General features: G+C 49.4%; 24 protein-coding genes. 22 read left to right on the top strand and 2 right to left on the bottom strand.

The annotated features are described in order from the left end of the window. Positions 1-24: 24 nt before the first annotated feature. Positions 25-1563, bottom strand: a complete 1539-nt coding sequence (locus tag PMI05_RS11530) for a glycosyl hydrolase family 28-related protein (RefSeq protein ID WP_007721426.1) — start codon at positions 1561-1563, stop codon at positions 25-27. 192 nt (positions 1564-1755) lie between these two features. On the opposite strand from PMI05_RS11530, the gene PMI05_RS11525 reads away from it, so the two are divergent. Genes PMI05_RS11525 through PMI05_RS11445 form a run of 17 tightly spaced genes read left to right on the top strand, consistent with a single transcriptional unit; the run spans position 1756 to position 19775 of the window. Continuing rightward, the gene (locus tag PMI05_RS11525; RefSeq protein ID WP_007721424.1) at positions 1756-2739 is read left to right on the top strand and encodes an NAD-dependent epimerase; all 984 of its coding nucleotides are present in this window, start codon (positions 1756-1758) and stop codon (positions 2737-2739) included. Continuing rightward, complete coding sequence (locus tag PMI05_RS11520) at positions 2732-4012, top strand: nucleotide sugar dehydrogenase (protein WP_007721422.1); 1281 nt, start codon at positions 2732-2734, stop codon at positions 4010-4012. The genes PMI05_RS11525 and PMI05_RS11520 overlap by 8 nt, the downstream gene beginning before the upstream one ends. Before the next feature lie 40 nt (positions 4013-4052). Next, positions 4053-5948 carry a nucleoside-diphosphate sugar epimerase/dehydratase gene (locus PMI05_RS11515; protein ID WP_007721420.1) on the top strand — a complete coding sequence of 632 codons (1896 nt, stop codon included), beginning with the start codon at positions 4053-4055 and terminating at the stop codon, positions 5946-5948. Continuing rightward, positions 5945-7033 carry an LCP family protein gene (locus PMI05_RS11510; RefSeq protein WP_007721419.1) on the top strand — a complete coding sequence of 363 codons (1089 nt, stop codon included), beginning with the start codon at positions 5945-5947 and terminating at the stop codon, positions 7031-7033. Before PMI05_RS11515 ends, PMI05_RS11510 begins: the two co-directional genes overlap by 4 nt. Next, positions 7026-7778, top strand: a complete 753-nt coding sequence (locus PMI05_RS11505; RefSeq protein WP_007721418.1) for a YveK family protein — start codon at positions 7026-7028, stop codon at positions 7776-7778. The genes PMI05_RS11510 and PMI05_RS11505 overlap by 8 nt, the downstream gene beginning before the upstream one ends. Beyond that, a complete protein-coding gene (locus tag PMI05_RS11500; RefSeq protein ID WP_007721417.1) occupies positions 7753-8448 on the top strand; it encodes a CpsD/CapB family tyrosine-protein kinase in 696 nt (231 codons plus the stop codon). The genes PMI05_RS11505 and PMI05_RS11500 overlap by 26 nt, the downstream gene beginning before the upstream one ends. 23 nt (positions 8449-8471) lie before the next feature. Beyond that, complete coding sequence (locus tag PMI05_RS11495; protein ID WP_007721416.1) at positions 8472-9869, top strand: flippase; 1398 nt, start codon at positions 8472-8474, stop codon at positions 9867-9869. A gap of 15 nt (positions 9870-9884) precedes the next feature. Next, entirely contained in the window at positions 9885-10700 is an 816-nt protein-coding gene (locus tag PMI05_RS11490; protein WP_007721415.1) for a CDP-alcohol phosphatidyltransferase family protein, read from the top strand. Next, a complete protein-coding gene (locus tag PMI05_RS11485; protein ID WP_007721414.1) occupies positions 10657-11373 on the top strand; it encodes an NTP transferase domain-containing protein in 717 nt (238 codons plus the stop codon). The genes PMI05_RS11490 and PMI05_RS11485 overlap by 44 nt, the downstream gene beginning before the upstream one ends. Further along, positions 11374-12576 (top strand): O-antigen ligase family protein, encoded by a 1203-nt coding sequence (locus tag PMI05_RS11480; RefSeq protein ID WP_039960619.1) that lies wholly within the window; start codon positions 11374-11376, stop codon positions 12574-12576. It abuts the gene before it with no gap. Further along, positions 12536-13774, top strand: a complete 1239-nt coding sequence (locus tag PMI05_RS11475; protein ID WP_238543290.1) for a glycosyltransferase family 4 protein — start codon at positions 12536-12538, stop codon at positions 13772-13774. Before PMI05_RS11480 ends, PMI05_RS11475 begins: the two co-directional genes overlap by 41 nt. Further along, a complete protein-coding gene (locus PMI05_RS11470) occupies positions 13741-14751 on the top strand; it encodes a polysaccharide deacetylase family protein (RefSeq protein ID WP_007721411.1) in 1011 nt (336 codons plus the stop codon). The genes PMI05_RS11475 and PMI05_RS11470 overlap by 34 nt, the downstream gene beginning before the upstream one ends. Continuing rightward, positions 14735-15382: a sugar transferase gene (locus tag PMI05_RS11465; RefSeq protein WP_007721410.1), complete on the top strand. Its 648-nt coding sequence runs from the start codon at positions 14735-14737 to the stop codon at positions 15380-15382. The genes PMI05_RS11470 and PMI05_RS11465 overlap by 17 nt, the downstream gene beginning before the upstream one ends. Then, on the top strand, positions 15351-16382 hold the full coding sequence (locus PMI05_RS11460) for a GNAT family N-acetyltransferase (protein ID WP_007721409.1): 1032 nt from the start codon (positions 15351-15353) through the stop codon (positions 16380-16382). Before PMI05_RS11465 ends, PMI05_RS11460 begins: the two co-directional genes overlap by 32 nt. After that, positions 16379-17551: a DegT/DnrJ/EryC1/StrS aminotransferase family protein gene (locus tag PMI05_RS11455; protein ID WP_007721407.1), complete on the top strand. Its 1173-nt coding sequence runs from the start codon at positions 16379-16381 to the stop codon at positions 17549-17551. The genes PMI05_RS11460 and PMI05_RS11455 overlap by 4 nt, the downstream gene beginning before the upstream one ends. After that, positions 17544-18815 (top strand): alanine racemase, encoded by a 1272-nt coding sequence (locus PMI05_RS11450; RefSeq protein ID WP_007721405.1) that lies wholly within the window; start codon positions 17544-17546, stop codon positions 18813-18815. The genes PMI05_RS11455 and PMI05_RS11450 overlap by 8 nt, the downstream gene beginning before the upstream one ends. Further along, on the top strand, positions 18816-19775 hold the full coding sequence (locus PMI05_RS11445) for an ATP-grasp domain-containing protein (RefSeq protein WP_007721402.1): 960 nt from the start codon (positions 18816-18818) through the stop codon (positions 19773-19775). Positions 19776-20214: 439 nt separating this feature from the next. Here the strand turns inward: PMI05_RS11445 and PMI05_RS11440 are convergent, their stop codons facing one another. Further along, positions 20215-20754 carry an NAD(P)H-dependent oxidoreductase gene (locus PMI05_RS11440; protein ID WP_007721401.1) on the bottom strand — a complete coding sequence of 180 codons (540 nt, stop codon included), beginning with the start codon at positions 20752-20754 and terminating at the stop codon, positions 20215-20217. Between the two features lie 263 nt (positions 20755-21017). On the opposite strand from PMI05_RS11440, the gene PMI05_RS11435 reads away from it, so the two are divergent. The 5 genes from PMI05_RS11435 to PMI05_RS11415 all read left to right on the top strand — a co-directional run bounded on the left by PMI05_RS11435 (position 21018) and on the right by PMI05_RS11415 (position 24444). Then, entirely contained in the window at positions 21018-21371 is a 354-nt protein-coding gene (locus PMI05_RS11435; RefSeq protein ID WP_007721400.1) for a helix-turn-helix domain-containing protein, read from the top strand. Positions 21372-21425: 54 nt separating this feature from the next. Beyond that, the gene (locus tag PMI05_RS11430) at positions 21426-21887 is read left to right on the top strand and encodes a dihydrofolate reductase family protein (protein ID WP_007721399.1); all 462 of its coding nucleotides are present in this window, start codon (positions 21426-21428) and stop codon (positions 21885-21887) included. Between the two features lie 321 nt (positions 21888-22208). After that, on the top strand, positions 22209-23066 hold the full coding sequence (locus tag PMI05_RS11425) for a putative RNA methyltransferase (RefSeq protein WP_039960640.1): 858 nt from the start codon (positions 22209-22211) through the stop codon (positions 23064-23066). A 133-nt stretch (positions 23067-23199) separates the two neighbouring features. Beyond that, a complete protein-coding gene (locus PMI05_RS11420; RefSeq protein WP_007721396.1) occupies positions 23200-23952 on the top strand; it encodes an RNA polymerase sigma factor in 753 nt (250 codons plus the stop codon). Between the two features lie 78 nt (positions 23953-24030). Further along, positions 24031-24444, top strand: coding sequence for a VOC family protein (locus tag PMI05_RS11415; RefSeq protein ID WP_007721395.1), 414 nt, complete (start codon positions 24031-24033; stop codon positions 24442-24444). Positions 24445-24881: the final 437 nt, after the last annotated feature.

The following is a 24881-nucleotide window of genomic DNA, read 5'->3' as shown; positions in this document are numbered from 1 at the left end:
CCAGATGGATGTTTTTCATTTCCCTTAGCTTTTGGCCGTTTTGGTCACTAACCAGGTGCAGGCAGTCTTATTTGTCGTAGTCGCAATCCATTCACAGGGTTGATTGTTTACAGGAGTGATCAAGCGCAGAGTATCGCCTTTGATACCGCCATATTTGACGGAGGCGCTAGGGGCTGTTGCGACATACACAACACGTTCGTTGATGGAAACAACTGGGGTAAAGGAAGAGTTTTCGGATTTGTAGCCGCTAGTGAGGGAAACAGGAACAGGGAGGTTTTTCATGGAGAGGGTTATTTTATCCGAAGACTTGTGATAAAACATTTTTCCAGTAACTTGGCTGAAGTCGCCTCCATCCACGGTGACTACCAATGGGTACGTTCCAGTGCCGTAGAGCATGATGACGTGATCGGACCCGGAGTAACGGTTGTTTATGAGGGAGACATTTCCGCAGCGGTTCAACGAAATGTTTTGGGTCAGTCGAGGATCAAACGAACAATTTCTCACAGTAACTTGTCTCTCGGCGAGCACTTCCCATGGCTCCAAGCTCAAGGCGTAGCCACCGATGGAGGTCGCTGTATCATTGGCCTCGAAGCTACAGCCATCAAATACAAGTCCTACATCTGAATAATCCACGGTTAGACCAGTACCAACCGTCTTGGTACTTCCTTGTGCGGTTGTATGCAATACCCAGCGACAATTGCTGAACGTCATGTTTTTCATAAAGTTCACTCGATTTTTCTGATCAGGTGCTGTATAAAAAACCGAGGAGCTGATACAGCCTGTCATGCCAGTAAGACTGAAGCTGGCGAGCGAAACAAGATTACTACCTTGCACGACCATTGGGGAGGACAAATCTCCTTCCAAGTCGAGCTGTTGACGGCAAGAGATATTGCTCAGGTTTACGAACATGGGGGTGGCTCCGTCGTACCCTTGATTGAGCTCGACCTCAAAACGATCACACGCTACATTCGCTGCATTCAGCCGCTCTAGGCCACCCGTCACGGTAATATCTGAGCGTGTACGCTTGCGGTTGTCGCTGTAAAAATCGGTAATTTGCACAGTGCGGACATAGCAGTTCGTTTCCCCGGCAAAGTAAAAATGGTCGGCGACCCCATCCGTACACCATACTTGTTGTAGCGCTACGTAATTGATATAGCTACTAGGACCGCCACCTCGAATGTAGAAGTCGGTGCTATGCTCGTAATCGTAAGGGTCGGGTGGCAGCGGGTTTGCTCTTGCATTGGAATCAATCTTCAGGTTGGAGACCACAAAAGAATCAGCATCCCCACCCGAGGACGTAATCGAGAACAGCCAGCGCCAATCTGCGGCAGTTGAATTAGCTTTCCTTTTTATCACGGAAAAAGGACCGATTCCCTGCATCACTAGGCTTTTTCCTGCTCCTAGGATGGCCTCCAGTCTGTTTGGCTCAATGATATAGGTGCCAGCAGGGAAAAATAATGGAATTTGTAGGTTCAGAGCAGCAGTTAATGCAGTCTGGATTGCTTGGGTATCGTCGGTCACTCCATCCCCCTTTGCTCCGTACGTTTTTACATCAATCCACATAAAAGCATTCTCCTCCAAAAAATGGGTAGACAAGATTGTCTTCTTTTCATTTCATTCAACCATTTCTCAAATGTTGACAACCATTTAGTAAAAAGGGCATGGACTACATAAAAATGTGTTCCATAAACTTTGGGCAACCACTGGCATATTTGTCCTAGAACCTCCGTATGAATAAGCAAAGAGGTGGATAGTATGTCGATTTTGGTGACAGGCGCAGCTGGATTTATCGGTTTTCATGTAGCACGACGGCTTTTGGAACAAGGACAGACGGTGTGGGGGGTAGATAATTGCAATGAGTATTACGACCCGGTCTTGAAGAGCAAACGACTGGAAATCCTCCAAGCGTATCCAACCTTTCGTTTTTTCAAAGCGGATATTGCAGATCAGAGCAAAATGGACGAGTTGTTCCGAGAAATGGAGCCGGAGATTGTCATTCACTTGGCCGCTCAAGCGGGCGTCAGGTACAGTCTGGAAAATCCTCATGCCTATACGACTTCCAATATCACCGGGTTTCTGCACATTTTGGAAGGATGCCGACGGTCGAGAGTCAAGCATTTGCTCTACGCATCCTCAAGCTCCGTCTACGGAGGGAATACAAAGCTACCATTTGCGGAGTACGATCCCGTAGATGAGCCGGTCAGCTTGTACGCAGCAACGAAAAAAGCCAATGAACTGATGGCCTATACCTATAGTCATTTATACGGCTTGCCTGCGACGGGACTTCGCTTCTTTACGGTATATGGGCCTTGGGGCCGACCCGATATGGCGCTCTATACGTTTACTAAGGCGATTTTGTCGGGAGAGCCTGTCCGCATTTTCAACTACGGCAACATGACAAGGGACTTTACGTATGTGGACGATATCGTCGAAGGGATCCTGAGACTGATGAATCGAATTCCCCGAAGGGAGGGGGATAAGGCGCCGCATGAGGTGTTCAACATCGGGAATCACCAGCCGATCGATTTGCTTACGTTTCTCTCGATTTTGGAAGAGAAGCTGGGTAAAAAGGCTGTTCGCGACTATTTGCCCATCCAGCCGGGGGATGTTCCTGCCACCTATGCGTCAGTGGAAGCTCTGTATGAGGCGACAGGTTTTCGACCGAAAACACCAGTCGATGTGGGGATATCTCGCTTTGTAGACTGGTACGTTAGCTATTATGGTGTCGCCCATGCGTAAAAAAGTGGGAGTTGTAGGTCTTGGATATGTAGGACTGCCTGTCGCGATTGCCTTTGGCCAAGTGCTTCCAGTGGTGGGTTTCGACATAGATGAAAGACGCATACGCAGTCTGGAAAGCGGAATGGATGAAACAGGAGAGATGTCTACAGATGAGCTAAAGCGAGCCAACATCACGTATACAGATGACTCCGCAAGTCTCGCAGCGTGTGATTTTATCATCATAACGGTGCCCACTCCTGTCGATTCTGCGAAACGGCCCGATATGCGGGCACTCATTCTCGCGTCCAAAAGCGTTGGGCAACATCTGACTTCAGGGACCATCGTCGTCTATGAATCGACAGTCTATCCAGGGGCAACAGAAGAAATTTGTATTCCTGTATTGGAACAAGCGTCCGGAAAGCTGGCGGGGATTGATTTTTTTGTCGGCTACTCACCTGAACGAATTAATCCAGGGGATCGGGAACGGAGATTGTCCCAGATCGTCAAGGTCGTTTCAGGGCAAGATCGCCAGACGTGTGAAACGATTGCCGAGATGTATGGGGTGATTGTAGAGGCGGGTATTCACAAAGCGCCCTCGATTCAGGTGGCTGAGGCAGCCAAGGTGATTGAGAACACGCAACGCGACATCAATATCGCCTTGATCAATGAGCTCTCGATTATTTTTGACCGCTTGGGCATTTCTACGGTAGATGTGCTCCAGGCAGCTCGGACCAAATGGAATTTCCTGCCGTTCTCTCCAGGACTCGTCGGTGGTCATTGCATTGGTGTCGATCCGTACTATTTGACATACAAGGCGGAGAGTGTTGGTTATCATCCGCAGGTCATACTGGCAGGACGACGGATCAATGACAGTATGGGCAAGTTCGTCGCGACCTCACTCGTGAAGCAAATGATCTGGCAAAATATTGCGATTCAAGGCTCGCGAATTACGATCATGGGCATCACCTTTAAAGAAAACGTGTCGGACATTCGCAATAGTCGGGTCATCGACATTATTCAGGAACTAAAGGAGTTCGGAGTAGAGGTCCAAGTGACAGATGAATTGGCTTGTCCAGAGCGGACGAGAGAGGAATACGGTATTCAATTGCGAGAGTGGGAAGACCTGCAGCCTGCCCACGGAATCGTATTGGCCGTACCACATGAGCGATATCTGCACCTGGGATGGGAGGAGCTTGCCGGACTCTTGTATCAGGGGCAAGGTGTCATCGCAGATGTGAAAAGCGTGCTAAATCGCGAAACATGCCCGGCAGAAATTAGCCTGTGGCGTTTATGATGACCATTGTTTGAATAACGATCACCTGGAGCGGATGAATATGAGCTACCGGAAGAGAAGATTCTGGTTAAGCTTATCGGACGCAGGAATTATCAGCTTGGCTGTCTGGTTGGCCTGCCTAGTTCGATTTGATTTTTCTTTCACATCGATAAGCGAATATCAACCTATGTATTTGATGATTGGCCACGTACTGTTCGTCGTGACAGGCATGCACTTCGCTCAACTCTATCGACCTGTTTTCCGCTATGTCAGTGTTCGCGAACTGGTCTCGATCATTTTAGCCACGAGCTTTTCCGTTTTAGCTCTCTACCTGGTACTGAAAATGACGTATCTGCTTGGTTGGTCCATCCGATTTCCCACCTCACTCTTTCTCATGACGCTGGCCTTTGTTTTGCTCGGGATGACAGGCTCTCGGTTTGTATGGAAGTGGTGGTATGAAGAGCGGGAGAAAAGAACGCAGGATCGCAGGCGCACATTAATTATCGGGGCAGGTAGCGCAGGTGTGCTCGTAGCCAGAGAGATGAAGACCTCGCCTTTGTCGGAGCTGCGTCCAGTGGCTTTTATTGATGATGAGCCCAGCAAACAAAATCTGCGCGTGTATGGCCTACCCGTTGTAGGGAATCGGGCTGATATCGCCCGCGTCGTGCAACGACTTTCCATATCAGACATCGTGATTGCTATGCCTTCCGCTTCCCGGCAGACGATTAAGGAGATTTTCGACATTTGCAAAACGACGAGAGCGAGTGTCAAAATTTTGCCGCACGTAGCAGACATCATCAGCGGAAAAATCACGATGAACATGATTCGGGATGTAGCGTTGGAGGATTTATTGGGAAGGGAGCCTGTTCAGGTCAATCTGGAAGAGATTACGGGGTACTTGCGGCAGCAAGTCGTTCTTGTGACAGGAGCGGGCGGCTCAATTGGGTCCGAGCTTTGCAGACAAATAGCTAGATTTGGCCCAAGGAAACTTCTTCTCTTGGGGAACGAAGAGAACGGCATTTTTGAAATGAGCCTGGAGCTCTCGCGTTTGTTTCCTGAGCAGGAGACGGTCAGCCTGATTGCAGATATTCGTGACAGACAAAGAATTGCTTCGATTATGCATGAGTATCGTCCCGCCGTTGTTTTTCATGCGGCTGCCCACAAACATGTACCGTTAATGGAGAACAACCCGTGTGAGGCATTGAAGAATAACATTCTGGGTACGAAAAACGTTGCGGAATGCGCGCTGGAAACCAGCGTTTCTCATTTCATCCTGATCTCGACGGACAAGGCAGTGAATCCAACCAGTGTGATGGGTGCCACGAAAAGGATCGCTGAGCTTCTGATCCAGGGTTATAACCATTTCGGGCTTACCCGGTTTGCGGCTGTTCGTTTTGGAAATGTCCTGGGGAGCAGGGGAAGTGTCGTTCCTGTTTTTCTTAATCAAATCCGGGCAGGTGGACCGATTACCATTACACATCCAGATATGGAGAGATTCTTTATGACCATTCCTGAGGCTGCCCAGCTCGTCATCCAGGCGGGAGCACTCGCTCAGGGAGGGGAGATATTCATCCTCGATATGGGGAAACCGGTCAAAATCGTCGATATGGCCCTCGACCTGATTCGCTTGGCAGGCTTGGAGCCCGGGAAGGATATTCCGGTTGTATTCACGGGTATTCGTTCGGGTGAGAAGCTGTACGAAGAAATTTTGACGGAGGAAGAAGGCTTGTCGTCTACTTGCCATAATCGCATCTTCATAGGGAAGCCGCTCGATTTTTCCTGGAATGAGCTCTTGGCAGGGATCGCCCGATTGGAGCAAATTGCAGACAAGGGAGCGACGATGGAGGACAAACAATCCATCATTGAGATTTTGCAAGGGATCGTTCCAGGCTATCAATCGACTTCTTACGTGAAGGAAGAGTCTACGCCAGTCCCTTATCAAGTGGCGATCGGATGAGCGTCAGCAAATGGAAGGAAAAGATCGCCACGTTAAAGTGGAAGCGGCTGCTTGGAAGGGGAGGATTGATTTGTCTCATCAGTTTGAGTGGTTATGGTGTGTATGTCTATCTGTCGTTAAAAGAAACGGCCAGCAAAATGTACCTCCCTGTCCGCACGCAGAAATCTATCGAGATACCTGTAGCGACTGAATCAGCATCTGTGAGGCAATCACCGACCGTGAATTCCCGAGAAGCAACTACACCGTCTGCGGCTGAAGTGGAGAACTCCGCTATTTTGCCCAAAGAACCGATCACACTGCTGCTTCTTGGGGTTGATGAACGAGAGAATGACAAGGGGCGCTCTGATGTCATCCTTGTACTCTCCGTCAACCCGAAAACGAATTCTGCGTTGCTCATCAGCATACCGCGTGATACGCGAACCGCTATGGCTCACAAAGGTAGCCAGGATAAGATCAATCACGCATATGCATTCGGCGGCGTGCAACAGGCAGTAGACACCGTCGAGCAGTTTCTCCAATTTCCCATTGATTACGTGGTGACCGCGAATATGGAAGGATTCGCAGGTGTGATCGATGCGCTGGGAGGAGTGGAAGTCAATAACAAGCTTGCCTTTACTTATGCGGATTACACCTTTCCGATGGGTCCCATCCAGCTAGACGGGAAGCAAGCCTTGGTCTACGCTCGCATGCGCTACGAAGATCCGAGAGGCGACCTCGGGCGCAACGAAAGACAGCAGGAAATCATCAAGGCATTGCTGGACAAAGGTGTAACTCTTGCATCGCCTACCCGATTGAATGACGTCCTTACGACGATGGGGAAATACGTGAAAACGAACATGACCTTTGATGTGATGAAACAGCTTGCCCTAAGCTACAGCACGGCAGTTACCTCTGTCGAGACGATTCGTTTGGAAGGAAAGGGTCAAATGATCAATGGAATCTACTACTATATCGTCAGCCCGCAAGAGCGTGAGAGGTTGACCGAGAGTCTTTCAACTTTTCAAAAACAAATCGAACTTCCCGTACAACTGCCGAAAGAAAGAAGTGACAGCATAGCGGGGCAAAGGGGGAAGCAGGATGAATGAGGAGCTTAATCTTCGTGAAATACTCCTGATGTTGTTGAAGCGATGGAAGCTGATCCTTTTGATTACGTCTTTATGCACCATCGGAACAGCGCTCGTGAGCTTCTATTTACTGACACCGATTTATCAGGCTAAGACGGAAATATTAGTGAATCGCTCGCTGGATTCAACCGTAGAGAGCATGCTATCCGTCGCAGAAATTGATTCCAATCTGAAATTGATTGAGACCTACCGCGTCATTATTGAAAGTCCGCGGGTAATGGAGCGCGTGCTCGAAGTGATCGGGGCGGGCGCTACGATGGAGGATCTGCTGCTTCAAACAAAGGTAGAGCCAGTCAAGGATTCGCAGGTCATTTCCATTACGGTAGAAGACCCGGATCAGGGCAGAGCTGTACTCATCGCCAATACAATCGCGACGACCTTTCAGGGAGAAGTCGTCAAAATGCTTAGCATGAACAACGTGCATATATTGGCGGAAGCCCGAAACAATCCGGCGGCCATTCCAGTGAGCCCTAAACCGATCCTCAATTCGGTGATTGCTTTTGTCCTCGGGTTGGCAACGTCTATGGTCGTCGTCTTCTTGCTTGTGCAGATGGATACCCGACTTCAATCGGAAAAAGAAGTGGAGGAGTATTTAGGCTTACCTGTACTGGCAACTATTGCGGTGATTGACAAAAAAACGCGGAAGGCATTTCGCCAGCCCAAGGTGGAGGAAGTGAGGAATGAGTATGAGAAGGCAGAAGCCTGATGATCGTTACCAAAAGCTGATCGCCCATTGGGAGCCGCTGTCTCCGCTGGTAGAGGGCTACCGTACCCTTCGCTTAAACATTCAGTTTTCCATGGGCGACAAGCTGATGCAAACGATTTTAGTCACCAGTCCAGGGGCTTCTGAGGGAAAAACGATCACCGCTGCCAACCTGTCCTTGATGATGGCAAAGGATCACAAAAAAACGGTGCTGCTTGATTTTGACTTGCGCAATCCGCGGGTACATTTCACCTTTGATATGCCGAATCTGTACGGAATCAGTTCTTACTTTTCGGATATGTGCCAGATTGCGGATATTATTCAACCGTCAGGGGTGTCAGAGCTGTCGATCATTACGGCAGGGCCAATCCCGCATAATCCTGCGGAAATGCTCGGAACGACACGGCTCTTGGAATTGATGGACTATCTGCGCCACAACTATGATTTTGTGATTGTCGACAGCCCGCCATTAATCGTAAGCGACGCAATGGTGCTGGCGCGGGAAATGGACGGCTGTGTCATGGTGGTGGATGCAAGCAAGACGAAGCGGGATTCTGCTGTCAAAGCAGTAGAGCAGTTAAAAGCGGCAGGAGCCAATCTGCTCGGTGTTGTTCTCAACAACAAGAAGGTAGGGAAGAGAGAAGGCTACTACGGATATGGGTACAACGCATAGCAGAAAGCGGGGCGTTTGTAAGCATGCATGCCCTCAAATTAGCTTGGCAACGACAATGGAACCGTCTGCATAAAGATCGCGATGTTCACGAAGTGATTCGCGGCTCGGCCTTCACGTTTTTGTTTCGGCTCCTTGGCTTCGTGCTGCTCTATCTCTTGCAGTTCTACATTGCCAGAGAGTATGGAGCCGAGAGCCTGGGCATCTATTCGCTCACGATCACCCTGATGAACATCGGAATGGTGCTGGCCGTTTTGGGGACGGATACAGCCATAATCCGCTTTCTCTCAGAGTTTCGCGCGAAAGGCTCGCTTTATCAGATTTCCGAAGTATTCAACAAAGTAGTGCTGTGGGCGACGCTCATTTCGATTGTGCTTGGGATACTGTTGCATGTGTTCTCAGAGCAGGTGTCCACCTACGTGTTTGCAGGGGAGCTACCAGCAGAGGCACTGCGAGTCGTCGCGTGGATGCTTCCGTTTGTGTCACTCGCAAGGCTGTATGCATCTGCGTTTCGGGCACTGCATCGGGTTGTCATCTCGATCACTGTCGATATCGTCGGTATGCGTTTTCTGCACTTGGCGTTTCTATTCATCGCTATCCCTTTTTTCGAACCCAGTACGATGCTCTTGATTCAACTGCTCGCAGCTGCTGTTATCTTGAATGCCGTCTATGGGATGGGGCAGTGGTATGCGACAAGCCGAGGTTTCCGTATCGGTGTACAGCCGACTGCGGGAGAGCCTGGTGTTGGGTTGAGGGAAATTATTGCAGTCGCACTGCCCATGTATCTCAGTGCGTCGATGGAATTGATTATGACGTGGACCGATATGATCATGTTGGGCATTTTTACGGATGCCAAAACCGTCGGAGTATACAGTGTGGTCATTCGTCTGGCAATGGTGACGGGCTTTGCGCTGATTTCCATCAATACGATCCTCTCTCCCAAGTTCTCTGAGCTGTACGCACGTAATGATATGGACGGCTTGAAAAAGATGATTGCGTTTGCCAATCGGCTCATTTTCTTCACCTCTGCTCCTCTCAATCTGCTAGTGGCGATATTTGCTGTTCCGTTGCTCACTTTTTTTGGCGAAGAGTTTGCGAGTGAGAGCCTCGTCCTTGTGATTCTGTGCATGGGGCAGTTTGTCAATTTTTGCACAGGTAGTGTTATCCCCTTATTGACGATGACCGGGCATCAAAAAACGGCCCGCAATATTCTTGTCTGTTCAGCTGCACTAAACATAATCGGAAACGCTTGTCTCATTCCGCTGTATGGAATTATCGGGGCCGCCATTGCTACTTCAATCAGCCTGATCTGTCGAGATCTTTTTGCTTCGTATTGGGCATCCAAATTTTTTGGTTTTCGCACGTGGTATATCCCGTTTTTATCCGAAAAATATTCCGTCTCGCTCCAGGAGACGAGGTCATGAAGAAGGTGGCTTACCGTGAAGGATGAGCTGTATCCGTCTATGTTTTGGGATAGTGAAGAGACACGCCATTGCCGTGTGCAGGTGCAGAAGCCGTGGAGCAGGGAGGAATTTTGGTCGTACTACTTCACGCGTCGCATCTCCATCTACATGAGCTTGTTGCTGACCCGAAAAACACAAGTATCCCCCAACGCAATTACAATCGGGGGGATAGTCGCCGGACTCCTTAGCGCTGCAGCATTTATGTACGGAACGGCGGCATCCTTTCTGCTCGGCTGCTTCTTCTGTCAGGTGTGCTACTTGGCGGATTGCGTCGACGGGGAAGTAGCCCGCATGCGCAACGAGAAGAGCAAGGGAGGAGAATGGCTGGACATCGGGCTCAACTATGCACTCTACCTGGTGTCATTCGGTGTGATATACGGCATCATGAATCATCACGCCATGCTGGGTCCGTGGCTGCTCTATTTGATTCTACTCACGATTTTTGCAGAGATTTTGGCGACCAATGGCTCCGATCTTGTCTTCAGTCAAGGGAAAATCTCTCACGAAACAGTCTCTATGAGAAAGCGCAGCAAATGGATCGATGCTTTTGTCTTCCTTTTTCTTACCCAAACGGGCTATCAGTTGGGCGTGCTGGTTACCGCATTTCTGTGGGCAATCAGCGGTCAAATGCTATTTTTGCTCCTATGGACCTTCTACCACCTGCTCGTCGGACTGGCCAGATCGATGTACAAGCTGAAGCTGAACATCAAATACGTCATGCCATCTCTGAAAGAAGGAGGGGAGTCGGATGAAGGCACTGCTCATGGCAGCAGGTCTCGGGTCACGAATTAACGAGCAAATTGACGGAATTCCCAAGTGTACAGTGGACATCGGAAACCAATCGCTCATTGAAAATACGATAGCGGAGCTAAGGTGCCACGGAATTGAAGAGATCGCGATGGTGGTGGGCTATCAAGCTAACGTAATTATCAATCTGCTCCAAGATGAACCTATTCGTTTTTATCACAATCCTTTTTATGATCGGACGAATAGTATGGTGTCCCTCTGGTTCGCCCGCGAGTTTTTGCAAGGAAGCGACTGCTTGCTATTGAACGCCGATGTTTACTTTGAATCGAAGGTACTGGAAGTCGTGTTGCAAGAGACCGCGTGTCCCGTCATGTTTGCTGATCCAGTCCGTCGCTCTGAGGGAGATTATAAATTTGGCTATGAAAACGGACTGCTGCTCCGCCATGGAAAGGAGCTCTCGCTGGAAGAGACAACTGGCGAATACGTTGGAATTGCCAAGCTTCAAGAGAGCTTTCTGCCGATATTTTTGCGTCGATTACAAAGGTTGATTCAGGAGAAGCAGTATGATTTGTGGTGGGAAAATGTCCTTTATTCTTTTTTGGGCGAAAGGAATGTGTATGTCACACAAATACCACCGGGATTGTTTTGGGCAGAGGTTGATACGTGGGAGGATTATCGGCGAATCCTGCAATTCACCAACCATCTGGCGCACAGGTAAATGATGTTCAAGGAGAAGCTCTCACCGGACAAGGTCCTACTTTTACTATATGTGGTGCTTAAGCCTTTCTACTTCTTCCCAAGTGGCAATCCGCAAATCGCCGATTTTATTATGCTTATCCTGATCGCCTACAGCTTCTTGTTTCGCCTGGGGCGGGTCAACCGCAGACTCGGATTTTTTCTCTTCCTTACCCTTCTATTTTTGTACGACATTATGATGGTGAATGGCATATGGTCGATTGCACTCGGCGGGGAAATGGATGTATTCAGCTCGACCAAGTGGTATTTGTACAACGGAGCCGTGATGCTTGCCCTGATTATTTTGTTCAGGCGCAACCCTCAAGAGTACGTCAAATGGGTCTTCCTGGCTACGTCCACTTCTTTGCTCGTTCAGGCATTCATTCTCGTGACAGGACTGTCACCGGATAGCGGAGAGTTCAGGCAATCGTTGTTCTTCAACAATCCGAACCAGCTCGGCTATTTTGGGCTTTTGTGCATGGGGATATGCCTGCTGTGTGCTCGCTTCGTATCTGTGAAGACCATTCCTCTCTTTATTGCGATCGGCACGGCGTTTAGCATCATTGCAGCATCCTTGTCAAAAGCAGCGATCATTAGTGCGGTAGGGATGTACCTCGTTTTTTTGCTCCTCTCCATCAAAGAACGAACGGGCTTGTTTTGGTTGAATCTGCTGTGCGTGCTCGTCTCGTCCTTCACTGTCTTCTTCATCTATTTGTACACCAACGAAAACGTGCTGAGCGATGCATCTATTTACACACAAATCGAAGAACGAATGGTATCACTCGGGGAAGATTCGGATGACAATTTGGCGGCGCGGGGCTATGACCGGATTGCCAACCATCCGGAGTACATTTTGTTCGGAGCAGGGGAAGGGATGTACGAGCGATTTAACAGCAGCATTTCGTTGGAACTCCATTCTACCTTAGCCAATCTGTTCTTCTCCTACGGTGTAATGGGCACGGTGTTGTTCATTCTCGTGATTTATGGGGCGGCCCGCGGGCATCGATTGGTTGCTTGGTATCCACTTGCCTTCCAAATTTTGTACGGACTCACTCATAACGGAATTCGCGAAACGTTTTTCTGGATCATGCTCGCGCTGTATTTCGTGACAGCCGAAATCAATACGCGTCAGACCAAAAATGGCGGTGATCTGCTTGAAAAAAATCTTGCAAGTATGCGCAATTGACCGCTCTGTAGAAAGCTTATTGTTTCCCTTGATTGAAAAGCTGATGGGTGAAGGCTACGAGGTGCATACCGCGTGTTCGGATACGGGGCGCTTTGATGTCCTAACAGCAAAGGGATTGACGCTCAGAAGAATTCCGATTAAGCGAAAGATCGACCCGATTTCCAATTTGGTGACAATTGGGGCATTGTATCGGCTGATGAAAAGGGAGAAGTATGATGTCGTGCATGTCCATACGCCGATTGCCGCTGTTCTCGGTCGCGTGGCAGCAAGGCTGGCAGGAGTTCCGCATGTCATTTACACAGCGCATGGCTACTTCTTTCATGAGGGCATGAGCAAAAGTACGTATCAGATGTACTACAGGCTGGAAAAATGGTTTGCCCGGCATATGACCGACTATCTTTTGCTTCAGAGTCGAGAGGATTACGAGTTGAGCGTGAAGGATAGCTTCTCCTCCCAGACGGAGCGGATTCTGCACATTGGCAACGGCGTTGATCTCACAGACCGTTTTCACCCGCGACACGTAACGAGAGAGAAGGTTCAGACTATCAAGTCCTCATTGGGGCTGCGGGATGAGCATGTGGTGATCACCTATGTAGGACGTATGGTTTCGGAGAAAGGAATTTTTGAGCTGTTGGAAGCCTTTCGTAAGCTAGGGGGTGAATTTCCGCACCTGCGCCTCTTGTTGGTGGGGGACGTGTCTTCCAGTGAACGCGATCAGCGAGGTCAGGACTTCGTGGGGCTTTGCCGACAGCATCCGCAAATCATTTTGGCTGGATTCCGCACAGACATCCCGGAGCTGATGGCCACAAGCGATATATTTGTTCTTCCCTCTCATCGCGAAGGGCTGCCTCGTTCCATCATTGAGGCGATGGCGATGGCAAAACCGATCGTCGCCACGAATATCCGTGGATGTCGGGAAGAAGTCAGGGACGGTGTCAACGGGTTTTTAGTAGAACCGAAACAGGTATGTCCCTTATATGCAGCCTTAAAAAAGCTCGTAATCGATTCCAGACTCAGAGAAGCATTCGGGCAGAACAGCCGCTGCATCGCGCTTGAGCACTTCGATGAGCAAACGGTCCTTGCGAAGCAGGCGGCCTTGTTTGCCCAACTGACTGGTAAGCTACGAGAAGAAAGAGGGCAGGAGAAAGGAGGCAGCGGAGAAGATTGGACAAGACGGGAGCATTCGTCATTTCCCTAGACTTTGAACTTTACTGGGGCGTCCGAGACAAGAGAACCATTCAGTCATATGAGCAAAATTTGTTAGGTGTTCGTCAAGTGATCCCCGCACTTTTGGAGCTGTTTGCCAAGTATGAAATGCATGTCACCTGGGCTACTGTCGGTTTTTTGTTTTGCGAGTCGCGCAAGGAGCTAGCAGGCGTCGTCCCACGGCATCTCCCGGCGTATTCCGATGAAAAGTTGTCACCCTATCCCTATTTGGACACAGATGCGATCGGAGAGCATGAGCAGGTCGATCCGTATCATTTTGCTCCTTCCTTAATCAAGCTGATATCCTCTTACCCGCATCAATTCATCGGAAGCCACACTCTTTCCCACTATTATTGTCTAGAGCCGGGACAGACTCCCGAAGCTTTTGCTGCCGATCTTGATTCTTTTCATAGAGTGACTCGCAAAAAAGGATACTCACCTTCCAGCATCGTTTTTCCACGAAATCAGGTGAAGTCTGCCTATTTATCTTTGTGCAAGAAAAAGGGGTTCCGTTCCTATCGCGGCAATGAGCAGTCTTGGATGTATCACACAAAAGGGGCTGCCGAAGAGACATTGTTCAAACGAGCCATGCGACTGATGGATGCGTATGTGAATCTCTCGGGTCATAACAACTATGAATCATTGCAGCGTAGTCATGAGGGAATGGTCGATGTTCCATCCAGCCGTTTTTTGCGTCCTTATTCTCCTCGATTACAGCGCTTGGAAAAATGGCGCATGAATAGAATCAAATGCGACCTGACTCATACGGCGGAGCACAATCGCTTGTATCATCTGTGGTGGCATCCGGAGAATTTTGGGGATCACATCGAAGAGAATCTGTCCTTTTTGGAGGAAATACTCCAGCATTACACCATGTTACGCGAGAGGTACGGCATGCAGAGCCTCAGCATGGAGGAAGCGGCAGCGAAGTGGATTCAACAGGAGGTGCGGCATGAAGTCCTTGTTTGATCGTTGCGTTTCCTTCCTGATACTCGTCATTCTGTCCCCACTGATTTTGCTAGTGAGTCTGCTCATTCGCTGGAAGCTGGGGTCTCCGGTTTTGTTTGTACAAGAGCGACCAGGTTTGCACGGAAAACCATTTTTCATCTATAAATTTCGCACGATGACCAATGAACGCGATGAGAGTGGAGAGCTTCTCTCTGACGAGCAGCGACTGGGATCATTCGGAACACTTTTGCGAAAGTATAGCCTGGATGAACTGCCGCAATTATGGAATGTGCTTCGCGGTGAAATGAGCCTCGTAGGACCGAGACCGCTACTGATGGAGTACCTGTCGCTGTACACGCCGCGGCAGTTGAAGCGACATGACGTAAAGCCGGGGATTACAGGCTGGGCGCAGGTCAATGGGAGAAATGCGATTGACTGGGAGCAAAAGTTCGAGCTGGACGTCTGGTATGTAGAAAATGGCAGCTTTTTTCTGGATATGCGGATTATCGGTCTGACGATCAAGCGCGTTTTTCAATCGACAGGCATAAATCAGCAGGGCAGCGTCACGGTAGAAGACTTCAGAGGGAGTGAAAACACAGAGCGCGCTGGGAGGGAAGCATGTGAGCCTGATCGTACTTTCGGAACAGGATGATTGGACCGAATATTTGCAACGGTTTTTAAATCTAGACGTGTCCTACACGAAAGAATACGTACAGCTGTATGCCAAAATGGAGCAGGGCACGCCAGAAGCTGTTTTTTTCAAGAGTGGGGAGAACGAGGTTTTCTACCCGTATTTGGTCAGACGTCTAGATGAGTGGATTCCCGGCTATGCCGATTTGGTTTCGATAGGATACGGAGGGCCATTCGTCGTGGGGGGACAGACGGCTGCTCGATTATTCCAGGAGCAATTCCACGTCTATTGTCGGTACAAAAACTATCTGACGGAAACGGTTCGCTTTCATCCGTTGCTGGGGAATGCGGAGCTATTTGCGGGTCAAATGCGACTGGATCTGGTGAGGATGGTAACGGCGGTCGATTTGCGCCCCACACTTGCCTACATTCGTGCCCACTATACGCAAAATGTGGGACGAAATATGAGGAAGGCAGCCGCAAACGACGTCCGGATTACATTGGGCGGAACCGATTGGCTGCATTCTTTTATCCAGCTACATCGGGAGACGATGGATCGCAATCAAGCCGCGGCGATCTACTACTATGCACCGGAATTTTTTGTGGGACTCATGAAAAAAACAGTGTTGTGCAAGCCGCGGCTTCTACTTGCCATCCATGAGGATCGGCCGGTGGCGGGAGTGCTTTTGCACAGTGGAAATCAATTCGCCCATTATCAGCTAGGGGCATCCCATACGGAAGACATGGCGCTTGGCGTCAACCACCTCCTCTTCGACGCCATGATTCAGCAGGCAAAGCTGGATGGCGCACAGCTGCTTCTCCTCGGAGGAGGAAATCTGGATGGAGATGGTTTGTTCCGTTTCAAGTCCTCGTTTGCAAATGGCAATCATTTTCCTTACTGGATGGGTAAGAAAGTTCACGATGAGGAAGTGTATTTGGCTTTGTGCCAAAAACTACAAGTCGATCAGGCTGGCGAGCAAGATTTTTTTCCTGCCTATCGCAATGGGGGGACGTCGAAATGAGTGCGAAGCAGCGGATCTTTTTATCACCGCCACATATGGGGGAGGATGAGCGGGACCTGGTGGCGGACGCCTTTGCCTCCAATTGGATCGCACCGTTGGGGGAACACGTCGATGCTTTTGAGCGAGAGATTGCTCAGTATGTGGGCGTAAAAGCTGCACTGGCTGTGTCCTCTGGTACGGCTGCTATCCATCTCGGGCTGAGGCTAGCAGGCGTCACTCCGGGTGATACGGTGTTCTGCTCCAGCCTCACCTTTGTCGCCAGTGCCAATCCGATTCTGTACCAGGGAGCGACTCCAGTATTCATTGATTCCGAGGAAGGGTCTTGGAATATGTCTCCGCTGGCATTAGAGCGAGCCTTGCGGGAAGCGGCAGCAGCGGACAAGTTGCCCAAGGCGGTCGTCATCGTCAATTTATATGGGCAGAGCGCAGATATGGGGCCGTTGATTGCGCTTTGTGAGCAGTACGGGGTGCACGTGGTGGAAGATGCAGCAGAATCGTTAGGGGCTGTATACAAAGGGAGAATGAGCGGTGTCTTTGGGCATGTTGGGACCTTTTCGTTTAATGGCAATAAAATCATGACCACATCAGGTGGTGGAATGCTCGTCTCTGATGACGTTGAGGCGATCGAAAAGGCGCGCTTCTGGTCGACGCAGGCGAAGGAGTCAGCCAGGCATTACCAGCATGAAGAGATGGGCTACAACTATCGGTTGAGCAACGTACTGGCGGCAATTGGCCGGGGGCAGCTGCGCGTTTTGGAGGAGCGAATCGAGGCAAGGCGAGGGATTTACAAGCGTTATGAACAAGCCCTCGGACAATTACCTGGTATTTCGTTCATGCCAGAGCCTGCGACAGGGCGATCCACAAGATGGCTGACCGTGATGACACTGAATCCAGCGGACGCGACAATCTCTGTTGCACAACTGATCGATGCACTGGGCAAAGAAAATATCGAAGCCCGTCCGGTGTGGAAGCCGATGCATCTGCAACCGTTGTTCGCACAGTGCCAATACTATTCGCACCAACCTGATGAGAGTATATCAGATCGGCTATTTTCCCAAGGTGTTTGCTTGCCGTCCGGTTCCAGCTTGACCGCTGAACAGCAGGAGCGAGTCATCGGTGTTATCACGAACTGCCTCTTGAATCAGGAACAGGGGGTGCGCCATGTATAGCTATGAGCAGATAGAAAAATGGCGTAGTCTCTGCTCGTCTTCCTTTTACGTACTGGACACAGTGAAGCTCTCCGAGAACTATCGTCGTTTCCAACGGGCTTTTACTCGACGCTATGAACATGTGGTCGTGGCGTATTCGTATAAGACCAATTACTTGCCGTTTTTATGCCAAAAGCTGCATCAGTTAGGTGCCCATGCAGAAGTCGTTTCTCGACTGGAGTACGAATTGGCACGAAAGCTCGGCGTCGATCCTGCGTCCATCATTTTTAACGGCCCGCTCAAAACGGAAGAGGACATTCACCTTGCCTTGGAGCAGGGGAGTCTGATCAATCTGGATTCTTTTTCGGAAATACCGTGGGTGGTGGCCTACGCCAAGCAGTATCCCGAGCAGACGTTTCGGATTGGTCTACGAATTAATGTGGATTTGGCCAGGGGGGGAGTGAGTCCTCTGCAAAATGGGTACGAGGTCAGCCGATTTGGTTTTTGCGTCGAAAACGGCAATTTAGAAAAAGCCCTGAGCCAATTGGCTGTCGCCCCGAATGTGCGTGTAGTCGGGTTGCATGGACACTTTTCCACCAATCGCAGTGTCGGTGTGTATCGCCAAATTACGCGCCATCTATGCCGCTTGGGGAAGGAGCATTTGGGCGAGCGGCTTGCTTTTATCGATATTGGAGGGGGATTCTATGGCGAGCTCCCGACCTCGTTCGGAATGACGGCTGCACCAACCTTTGAGGAGTACGCCGAAGCGATTACGTCTGTCGTGAAGGAGGAGCTGGCAGAGCTGGATCATGCGCCGTTGCTGATTCTGGAGCCAGGTATATCACTCGTGGCAGATGCCGTTGATTTCGTTTGCCAAGTCGTCGATGTCAAGGAGAACAGAGGAGAGCGATTTATTCTCGTGGATGGTAGCATTCACAATGTCAAACCGACGATGCACGCGCACCTCTTGCCAGCCCGACTTGTGTGCAACCGCAAGTCAGTTCCCGAAGCGAGCTATCATGTCGTAGGGTATACGTGCATGGAAAAAGATTATTTGCTTCAAGGCTACACGGGGCCTTTGCCTGATATCGGGGATTATTTTGTCTTCGGACACGTAGGGGCGTATACGCTCGTCTTTAATCCACCATTTATTCGGGAGAGGCCGCCGGTTCTCGCCATCGACGGAAATGAAGCGGTCATTGTGAGGGGAAAAGAGACTCTCCAACAATTCATTCCCGAATCGGTTTATCGTTTTCACGTTGACAAGCAGGGGGTAATGAACTGAATGAACGTACTTATGACCAGTGTAGGCAGGCGAGTCAAGCTGCTCCACTATTTTGTACGCGAATGGGGTGACACTGGCAAAATCATAGCAGTCGACTGCGACCCGACGGCCCCGGCCTTGTACGCTGCCCATCATCACGAGCAGGTGCCGCGTATCGATGATCCTGGTTATCTCGATGCCCTGCTGCAAATTTGCCAACGGTACGAGATTAAGGCAATCCTCTCCTTAATTGACCCAGAGCTGACACTGTTGGCTGCTCATGCAGATCGTTTCTACATGCAGGGCATCGAGGTGATTGTGTCCAGCCGGGATGTAATCGAGATGTGCTTGGATAAGAGGGCAACGTATGATTTTTTGTCCGCGCACCAAATTCCCGCTATTCCCACCTTTACAAAAATGGACGAGGTACAAGCAGCTCTTTTTGCAGGACAGATTACGTATCCATTGATCGTCAAGCCGCGGTATGGAAGTGCCAGTTTGGGCATCACACGTGTGGAGAATGACCAAGAATGGCCCGTGCTCATGGAAAAAACGGAGGATGTCGTCATTCAACCGTTCTTACAGGCAGAGGAGTACGGAGTGGATGGTTATGTGGATCTGATCTCGGGGGAGCTGGTGACACTTTTCACCCGCAAAAAGCTGCGAATGCGAGCAGGGGAGACGGATCGCTCCCTCGCGGTAAAAGATCCGAGTCTACTATCATTAGTGAAGGAACTCATCCGTGTCATGGAGCCGCGTGGGCCCATTGACATCGATTGTTTTTTGGTCGGAGATCAGTACGTTGTGTCGGAGATCAATCCCCGTTTTGGCGGAGGGTATCCGCATGCTCACGAAAGCGGAGTGAACATCGTTCATGCGCTTCTCCAAAACATAAAGGGTCTGGTGAATGTGCCGAAAGTGGGAGAGTACAAGGAAGGAAGCATCCTGATGAAATACGATGAGGTCATGCTGTTTGAGTGAAGGGGAAAATTCCCTTAAGGAGCGGGAGTGGGCAGGTAAGCTAAAAACAAGACAATAACTGCGTACCTGCCCCATATTGTAATGTGCCCGTAGATGTCAGATGAAAAGAAGTATTAGACTGGCGCCCGTTGGTTAAGCTAACGGGATAGTTCAATGTTATAGCGTTTTTATAGGATGTTTATTGTTGGAGTAGGATGATATGACTGATGATTACATCGCACTAAGATTTGAAAGTCTTGCGCGGGGTCAACTTGTGATTTATCCATAATAGTAAAATACAGCTATTAAAACTTTTACACGGTGGGGCAAACTACAGTAGTGTTAACTGCGGGAATGGGATGCCCCACCCAGGCTCCACTCAGTACGCTAACCGGTATTCTATCGAAGAATACGAAATTTTGTTAATTTTACACCTGATGTTGATTCTTGTATATTCCGATTATTCGATAAGTTCTTCTGCGGAAGCGCGGATATGTTCCATGTACTTATATGCTTCCAATTTCAACTGCTCATCTGCAACTTCCATGGTATCGTACACCACGAAAGCAGGCAGGTAGATAGCGCCGGTGTACTTGACGGACAATTCAAGCGGCCTCATAAGCTCGCTGATCGTGTATTCGTTGCTACCTCCTGAACGGTAACTCCGCTCACTGGCACCTGTTGTTGTTGCCACGATGAACTCCTTGCCTTTCAGATGATCTCCTTCAGATCCAAATGCCCATCCGTACGTCAATACATCGTCAAACCATTTCTTGAGCAGCGGTGGGGTGCTGTACCAGTACAATGGGAATTGAAGTACGATCCGGTCATACTTGTCCAGCAGCTGCTGTTCCCTCTCTATGTCGATGTTCCCATCTGGGTACTCCCCGTAAAGGTTGTGGACATCAATGTTATCATAGAGGCTCAGTTCCTGAATAAGAGCATGGTTGGCCCGGGACTGCTCCAAGGACGGATGCGCGACAATTACCAGTGTTTTCATGAAGATCTTCCTCTCTCTTAAAAGATGGCATCAGGGCTTCTCACCTGACAGCCCTTATTATTCAGGGAGCATCGAGTATTGTAAAGTACGCTCTTTTTCCGTACTATGTCGGGTTGATCGTACTATTGATCAGACCTGAGTTCCTGGAGGATGGTATGGTAAACCGTACTAAGTACGGTTTTTTGGAGTAGTTGGTTAAGCCCGTAGCATTTGCTACAATGACTACATCCGAAGAAAAATGTCAGTAAGCGAGGAATAAGTATATGTCCGAAGATTTAAGCAAGTCCTTTCTAACAGAAGGAATCATGGTTACCCTTCAATTAATCGGGGGCAAATGGAAGCCAATTATCTTATACATCCTATTAAATGAAGGTACCAAGCGCTTTGGAGAGCTGAGACGGATGCTTCCGTCGATTACCCAAGGAATGCTTACCAGCCAGCTTCGCGAGCTGGAACAGGATGGACTAATCATTCGGCAGGTGTATCAAGAGATTCCGCCCAAAGTCGAGTACTTCGTCTCTGAGCACGGACATACGCTCAGTAGGGTACTTGGTGATATGTGTGAATGGGGTTTTCATCACATGGAATACAAGAAGATCGGCACCCCAAACGGATAAGCTCATTGATGGCATACCCGGTCGTCTAATTTAACAATCATTGTAGGGCCCGAATTGTGCACATTAGCAATCCATGAGAAGCCGAGCCTGCTTTTTGGACGTGAAATCTATCAGCCGATGGAAAGTGCTTGGCCTACCATTGCCAGCAGCGGCGACGGACCTCAATTCATGGTCGACTTCGCATGCAAGCTCGATCGGAAACCCAAGCACGTCTTCTCACGGACGCTGGATCACGTGTCGTGGCAGAACTCTTTCTTGTTGAAGGTTCCTGTTTCCGAGGAGGTGCCACAGCTTACGGCAGAAGGGATGAACCTAGTTGTTAACGACGGTCCCGGCCTTGGCGCCACCCTGGCACAACTAGGCTTGGTGGATGAGTATCACTTCCTGGTACAGCCAATCGTTGCCGGATGCCCCAAAATTATCGGGGGAGTTCGTGAACGACTGAATCTGAAGCTGAGCGGGACCAAATCCTACGGCTCCGGCGTCGTGGTGCTCCGCTACACGCCCGTTCGTTAACTGCTTGGCTGATCACCGAGGCTTTTGCGCTGCATGTATGGCTAACGGGGAACATTAGTTCAACAAGACAGCGGCAGTCTATGACTTTATTTTCTTCGAACAGTATATGCTGAAATGTGCTACAATTGCAGGTGAGCGTCCACGTGATGCCTACTTAATCAAAATGCAGGAGTGTTACAGACCATGATCATCCAGTTCATTCGTCTACGGTAATGTGAGGTACAGATCAACGTAATCCCGCATTTTTTGAAAATGCTTGGGGTTTATTTGACTGTGCCTTTTTTCATTCACCGAAATACGAATGAATGGGGTGCTTTTTTGATGTCTACAGCTATCTCCCAGTATGTGGGGATTTTTCGTTGTCCAATTTGCCAAGGCGCTATGCGCAACGTACCTGCAACCAGCTTGGTATGCAACAATCATCATTGCTTTGATTTATCCAAGCACGGCTATGTTCACTTGGCTACGCGAACATACAAAACAAAGTATGACAAGCAAATGTTTGCAGCGAGAAGGGCGATAGGGGAGCAAGGTTTTTTTGATCCATTGTATGACGTGTTGAGTGAAGTCATCCTGCATACGCCAGAACCCGAGGAAAGCCAGATGTACGTACTGGATGCAGGATGTGGCGAAGGCTATCATCTGACGCAGGTCCGGCAGAGAATAAAGCAATCAAGCGAAGTCCCCTTTATCGGAGTGGGCGTCGATCTAGCCAAAGAGGGGGTTATACTCGCGGCGAAGAGCGATCCAGAAGTAGTTTGGTGCGTTGGTGATTTGACGAAGGCGCCGTTTGCCGACAGACAGTTTCATTACATTTTTAATCTATTATCTCCATCCAATTCGGATGAGTTTCATAGACTTTTGGCTGATGAGGGACGGATGATCAAAGTCATTCCCGAGGCCAACTATTTGCGAGAGCTACGAGAAGTCTTGTATCAAGAGACACCCAAAACACAATATGCGAATCATCGTACGATCGACCACTTCAAAGCCAGCTTCCAGCTAATCGGCAAGGAACGGGTTCAGTATCAGTTCCGACTGGATGAAGGGAGTCTTTCTTCCCTGCTCGAGATGACTCCGTTGGCATGGGGGGCGACACCTGAGCAGTTGGATCGGGTGTCTGACTTGGCAGGAGTGGACATGACGATAGACTTGGTTGTGTTGATCGGCAGCAAATAAAGCAGCGACTGTCTTGAGCGGGAAAATCCGTTCTGGACGGTCGCTTTCATATTTTTACATGGTCTTTGTTGACAGCGTTCTTTATTTTTTTGAAACTAAGTATGAATACTCGGAAAAGTCTCGGAGGGATAGTATGGGGGCTGATCAGGATAAGGCTTCCTTTTTGCGTGTAAAACCTTTTCTAGCGGATATCCAAAAGCATTGCTTGTTCCTCACGAAAAACGACTGGGATGCGGAGGATCTCCTCCAAGAAACATTGACGAAGGTGTATCGCTCCTTGCAGAGGGCTCCAGACAGGGAACTAACCAAGGCATTTTTGAGGCAAATTGCTACGAATGCTTGGATCGATCAATGCAGGAAGGTGAAGGCAAATGAGCATCCCGCCCTGTTTGATGAAGCGATCTATCTGCACCAGTCCAGTGTATCCGATGCGTTTGTGCAAAGAGAGGTGTTCGAGCAACTCGCTGATCGTCTAAATGCCAAACAGATGGTGCTGATTCTCATGATGGACATTTTTTCGTTTACGGCGCAGGAAACGGCCACATTACTGCATACGACCGTAGGGGCAGTGAAGGAAGGGGTGAAGAGGGCACGTCAGCGATTGTTCGTGTTGGCAGAGCAATCCAGACAGGATGAAAGCCTGTCCAACAAAAAGAAAATCGACAAAGCTGGACATCGTGATTCGTCCGGATTTGTATCAAAAGAAGGGTTTGAGCAATTTTTGGCTGCCTTTCGTGCGGGGGATGCCTATGCGATTTGTCAAACGTACCTGCGCCTCGCTGAACAGGGCGTGAGCGTGGAAAAGGTTTCGATAGCAGGCGATCGCCTTTTCTTTGCTGTTCGTGACCCGGATGGACATTTGCTGCATTTTTTTCAGAAATGGTAGAGCTACCCGTTTCTTTTTGTTTTTTTCTTTCGTTCATGAGGGTGAAAGTACATATTTGAAATAAAGGAGCGAACACAAATGAGTATCCATGTGCGTAATTTTGCGGTTGTACAGCTGCCTGTCAAAAACTTGGAGGTATCTATAAAGTGGTACCGCGATGTGCTTGGCATTCCGTTTACTTTCGAATTTTCACCTGGAGACAATGAGGCTTGGTTGAATGTAGGCGGAGTAGGTCTCGGGCTTATTCGTTGCCCAGAAGTTCCGCGTTTGGACTTTACCGATATGACCGGACAAGCCCAGCCGATCATCTCCTTGCAGGTAGACCGAATCCATGAGGTTTATGAGGAGTTGAAAAGCAAAGGAATCGAAGTAGGGGAAATGACGTATAAGCGAGGCGGAGGCTTCAGCTTTAGATTTCGTGATCCAGATGGGCACTTGAACCACTTGTGGGGTGGATGGCCATCTGCTGAAGATGAAGAGAGAAACGCATAGAGTTCTTCTATAGCTCAAGATGCCACCTGTGAGAGTTTATGCAGGTGGTTATTCTTATCAACGGGGCCGCGGTGGGGAGAAGAATATTTCCAGTCTGCGCTCCGGGCTACGTCCTGCTAGGAAGTGTAGACTGTCCGCTCCGCAGCGATTCGCGGGGAAACGCAAAAGTGGTAGCCGCTTCGGCGCGAGGGCACGTTGCGTTTCTTTTGCCCGCAAATCCCCGCGAAGCTGGGGTGGACTTCGAAAGTCGCTAGGACTGGAAATATTCTTCTCTGGCGTGGCTGCTCAATGATTCTCAATTTTTAAAAGCCACTTGAAACTACATCCGCTCGTAAGGAAACAGGAGAAATAAGCGAAGATCTTTGGGGCACCTACCGAGGCGCAATGGAAAAAGTGAAACACGCTTTTAAGCGTCCACCTCTGAGAAGCATCCCTGA

The sequence above is a fragment of the Brevibacillus sp. BC25 genome, assembly GCF_000282075.1.
Lineage (GTDB): Bacteria > Bacillota > Bacilli > Brevibacillales > Brevibacillaceae > Brevibacillus.
The sequence above is the reverse complement of the archived record's forward strand: the minus strand, read 5'-3'. Positions and strand labels throughout refer to the sequence as shown.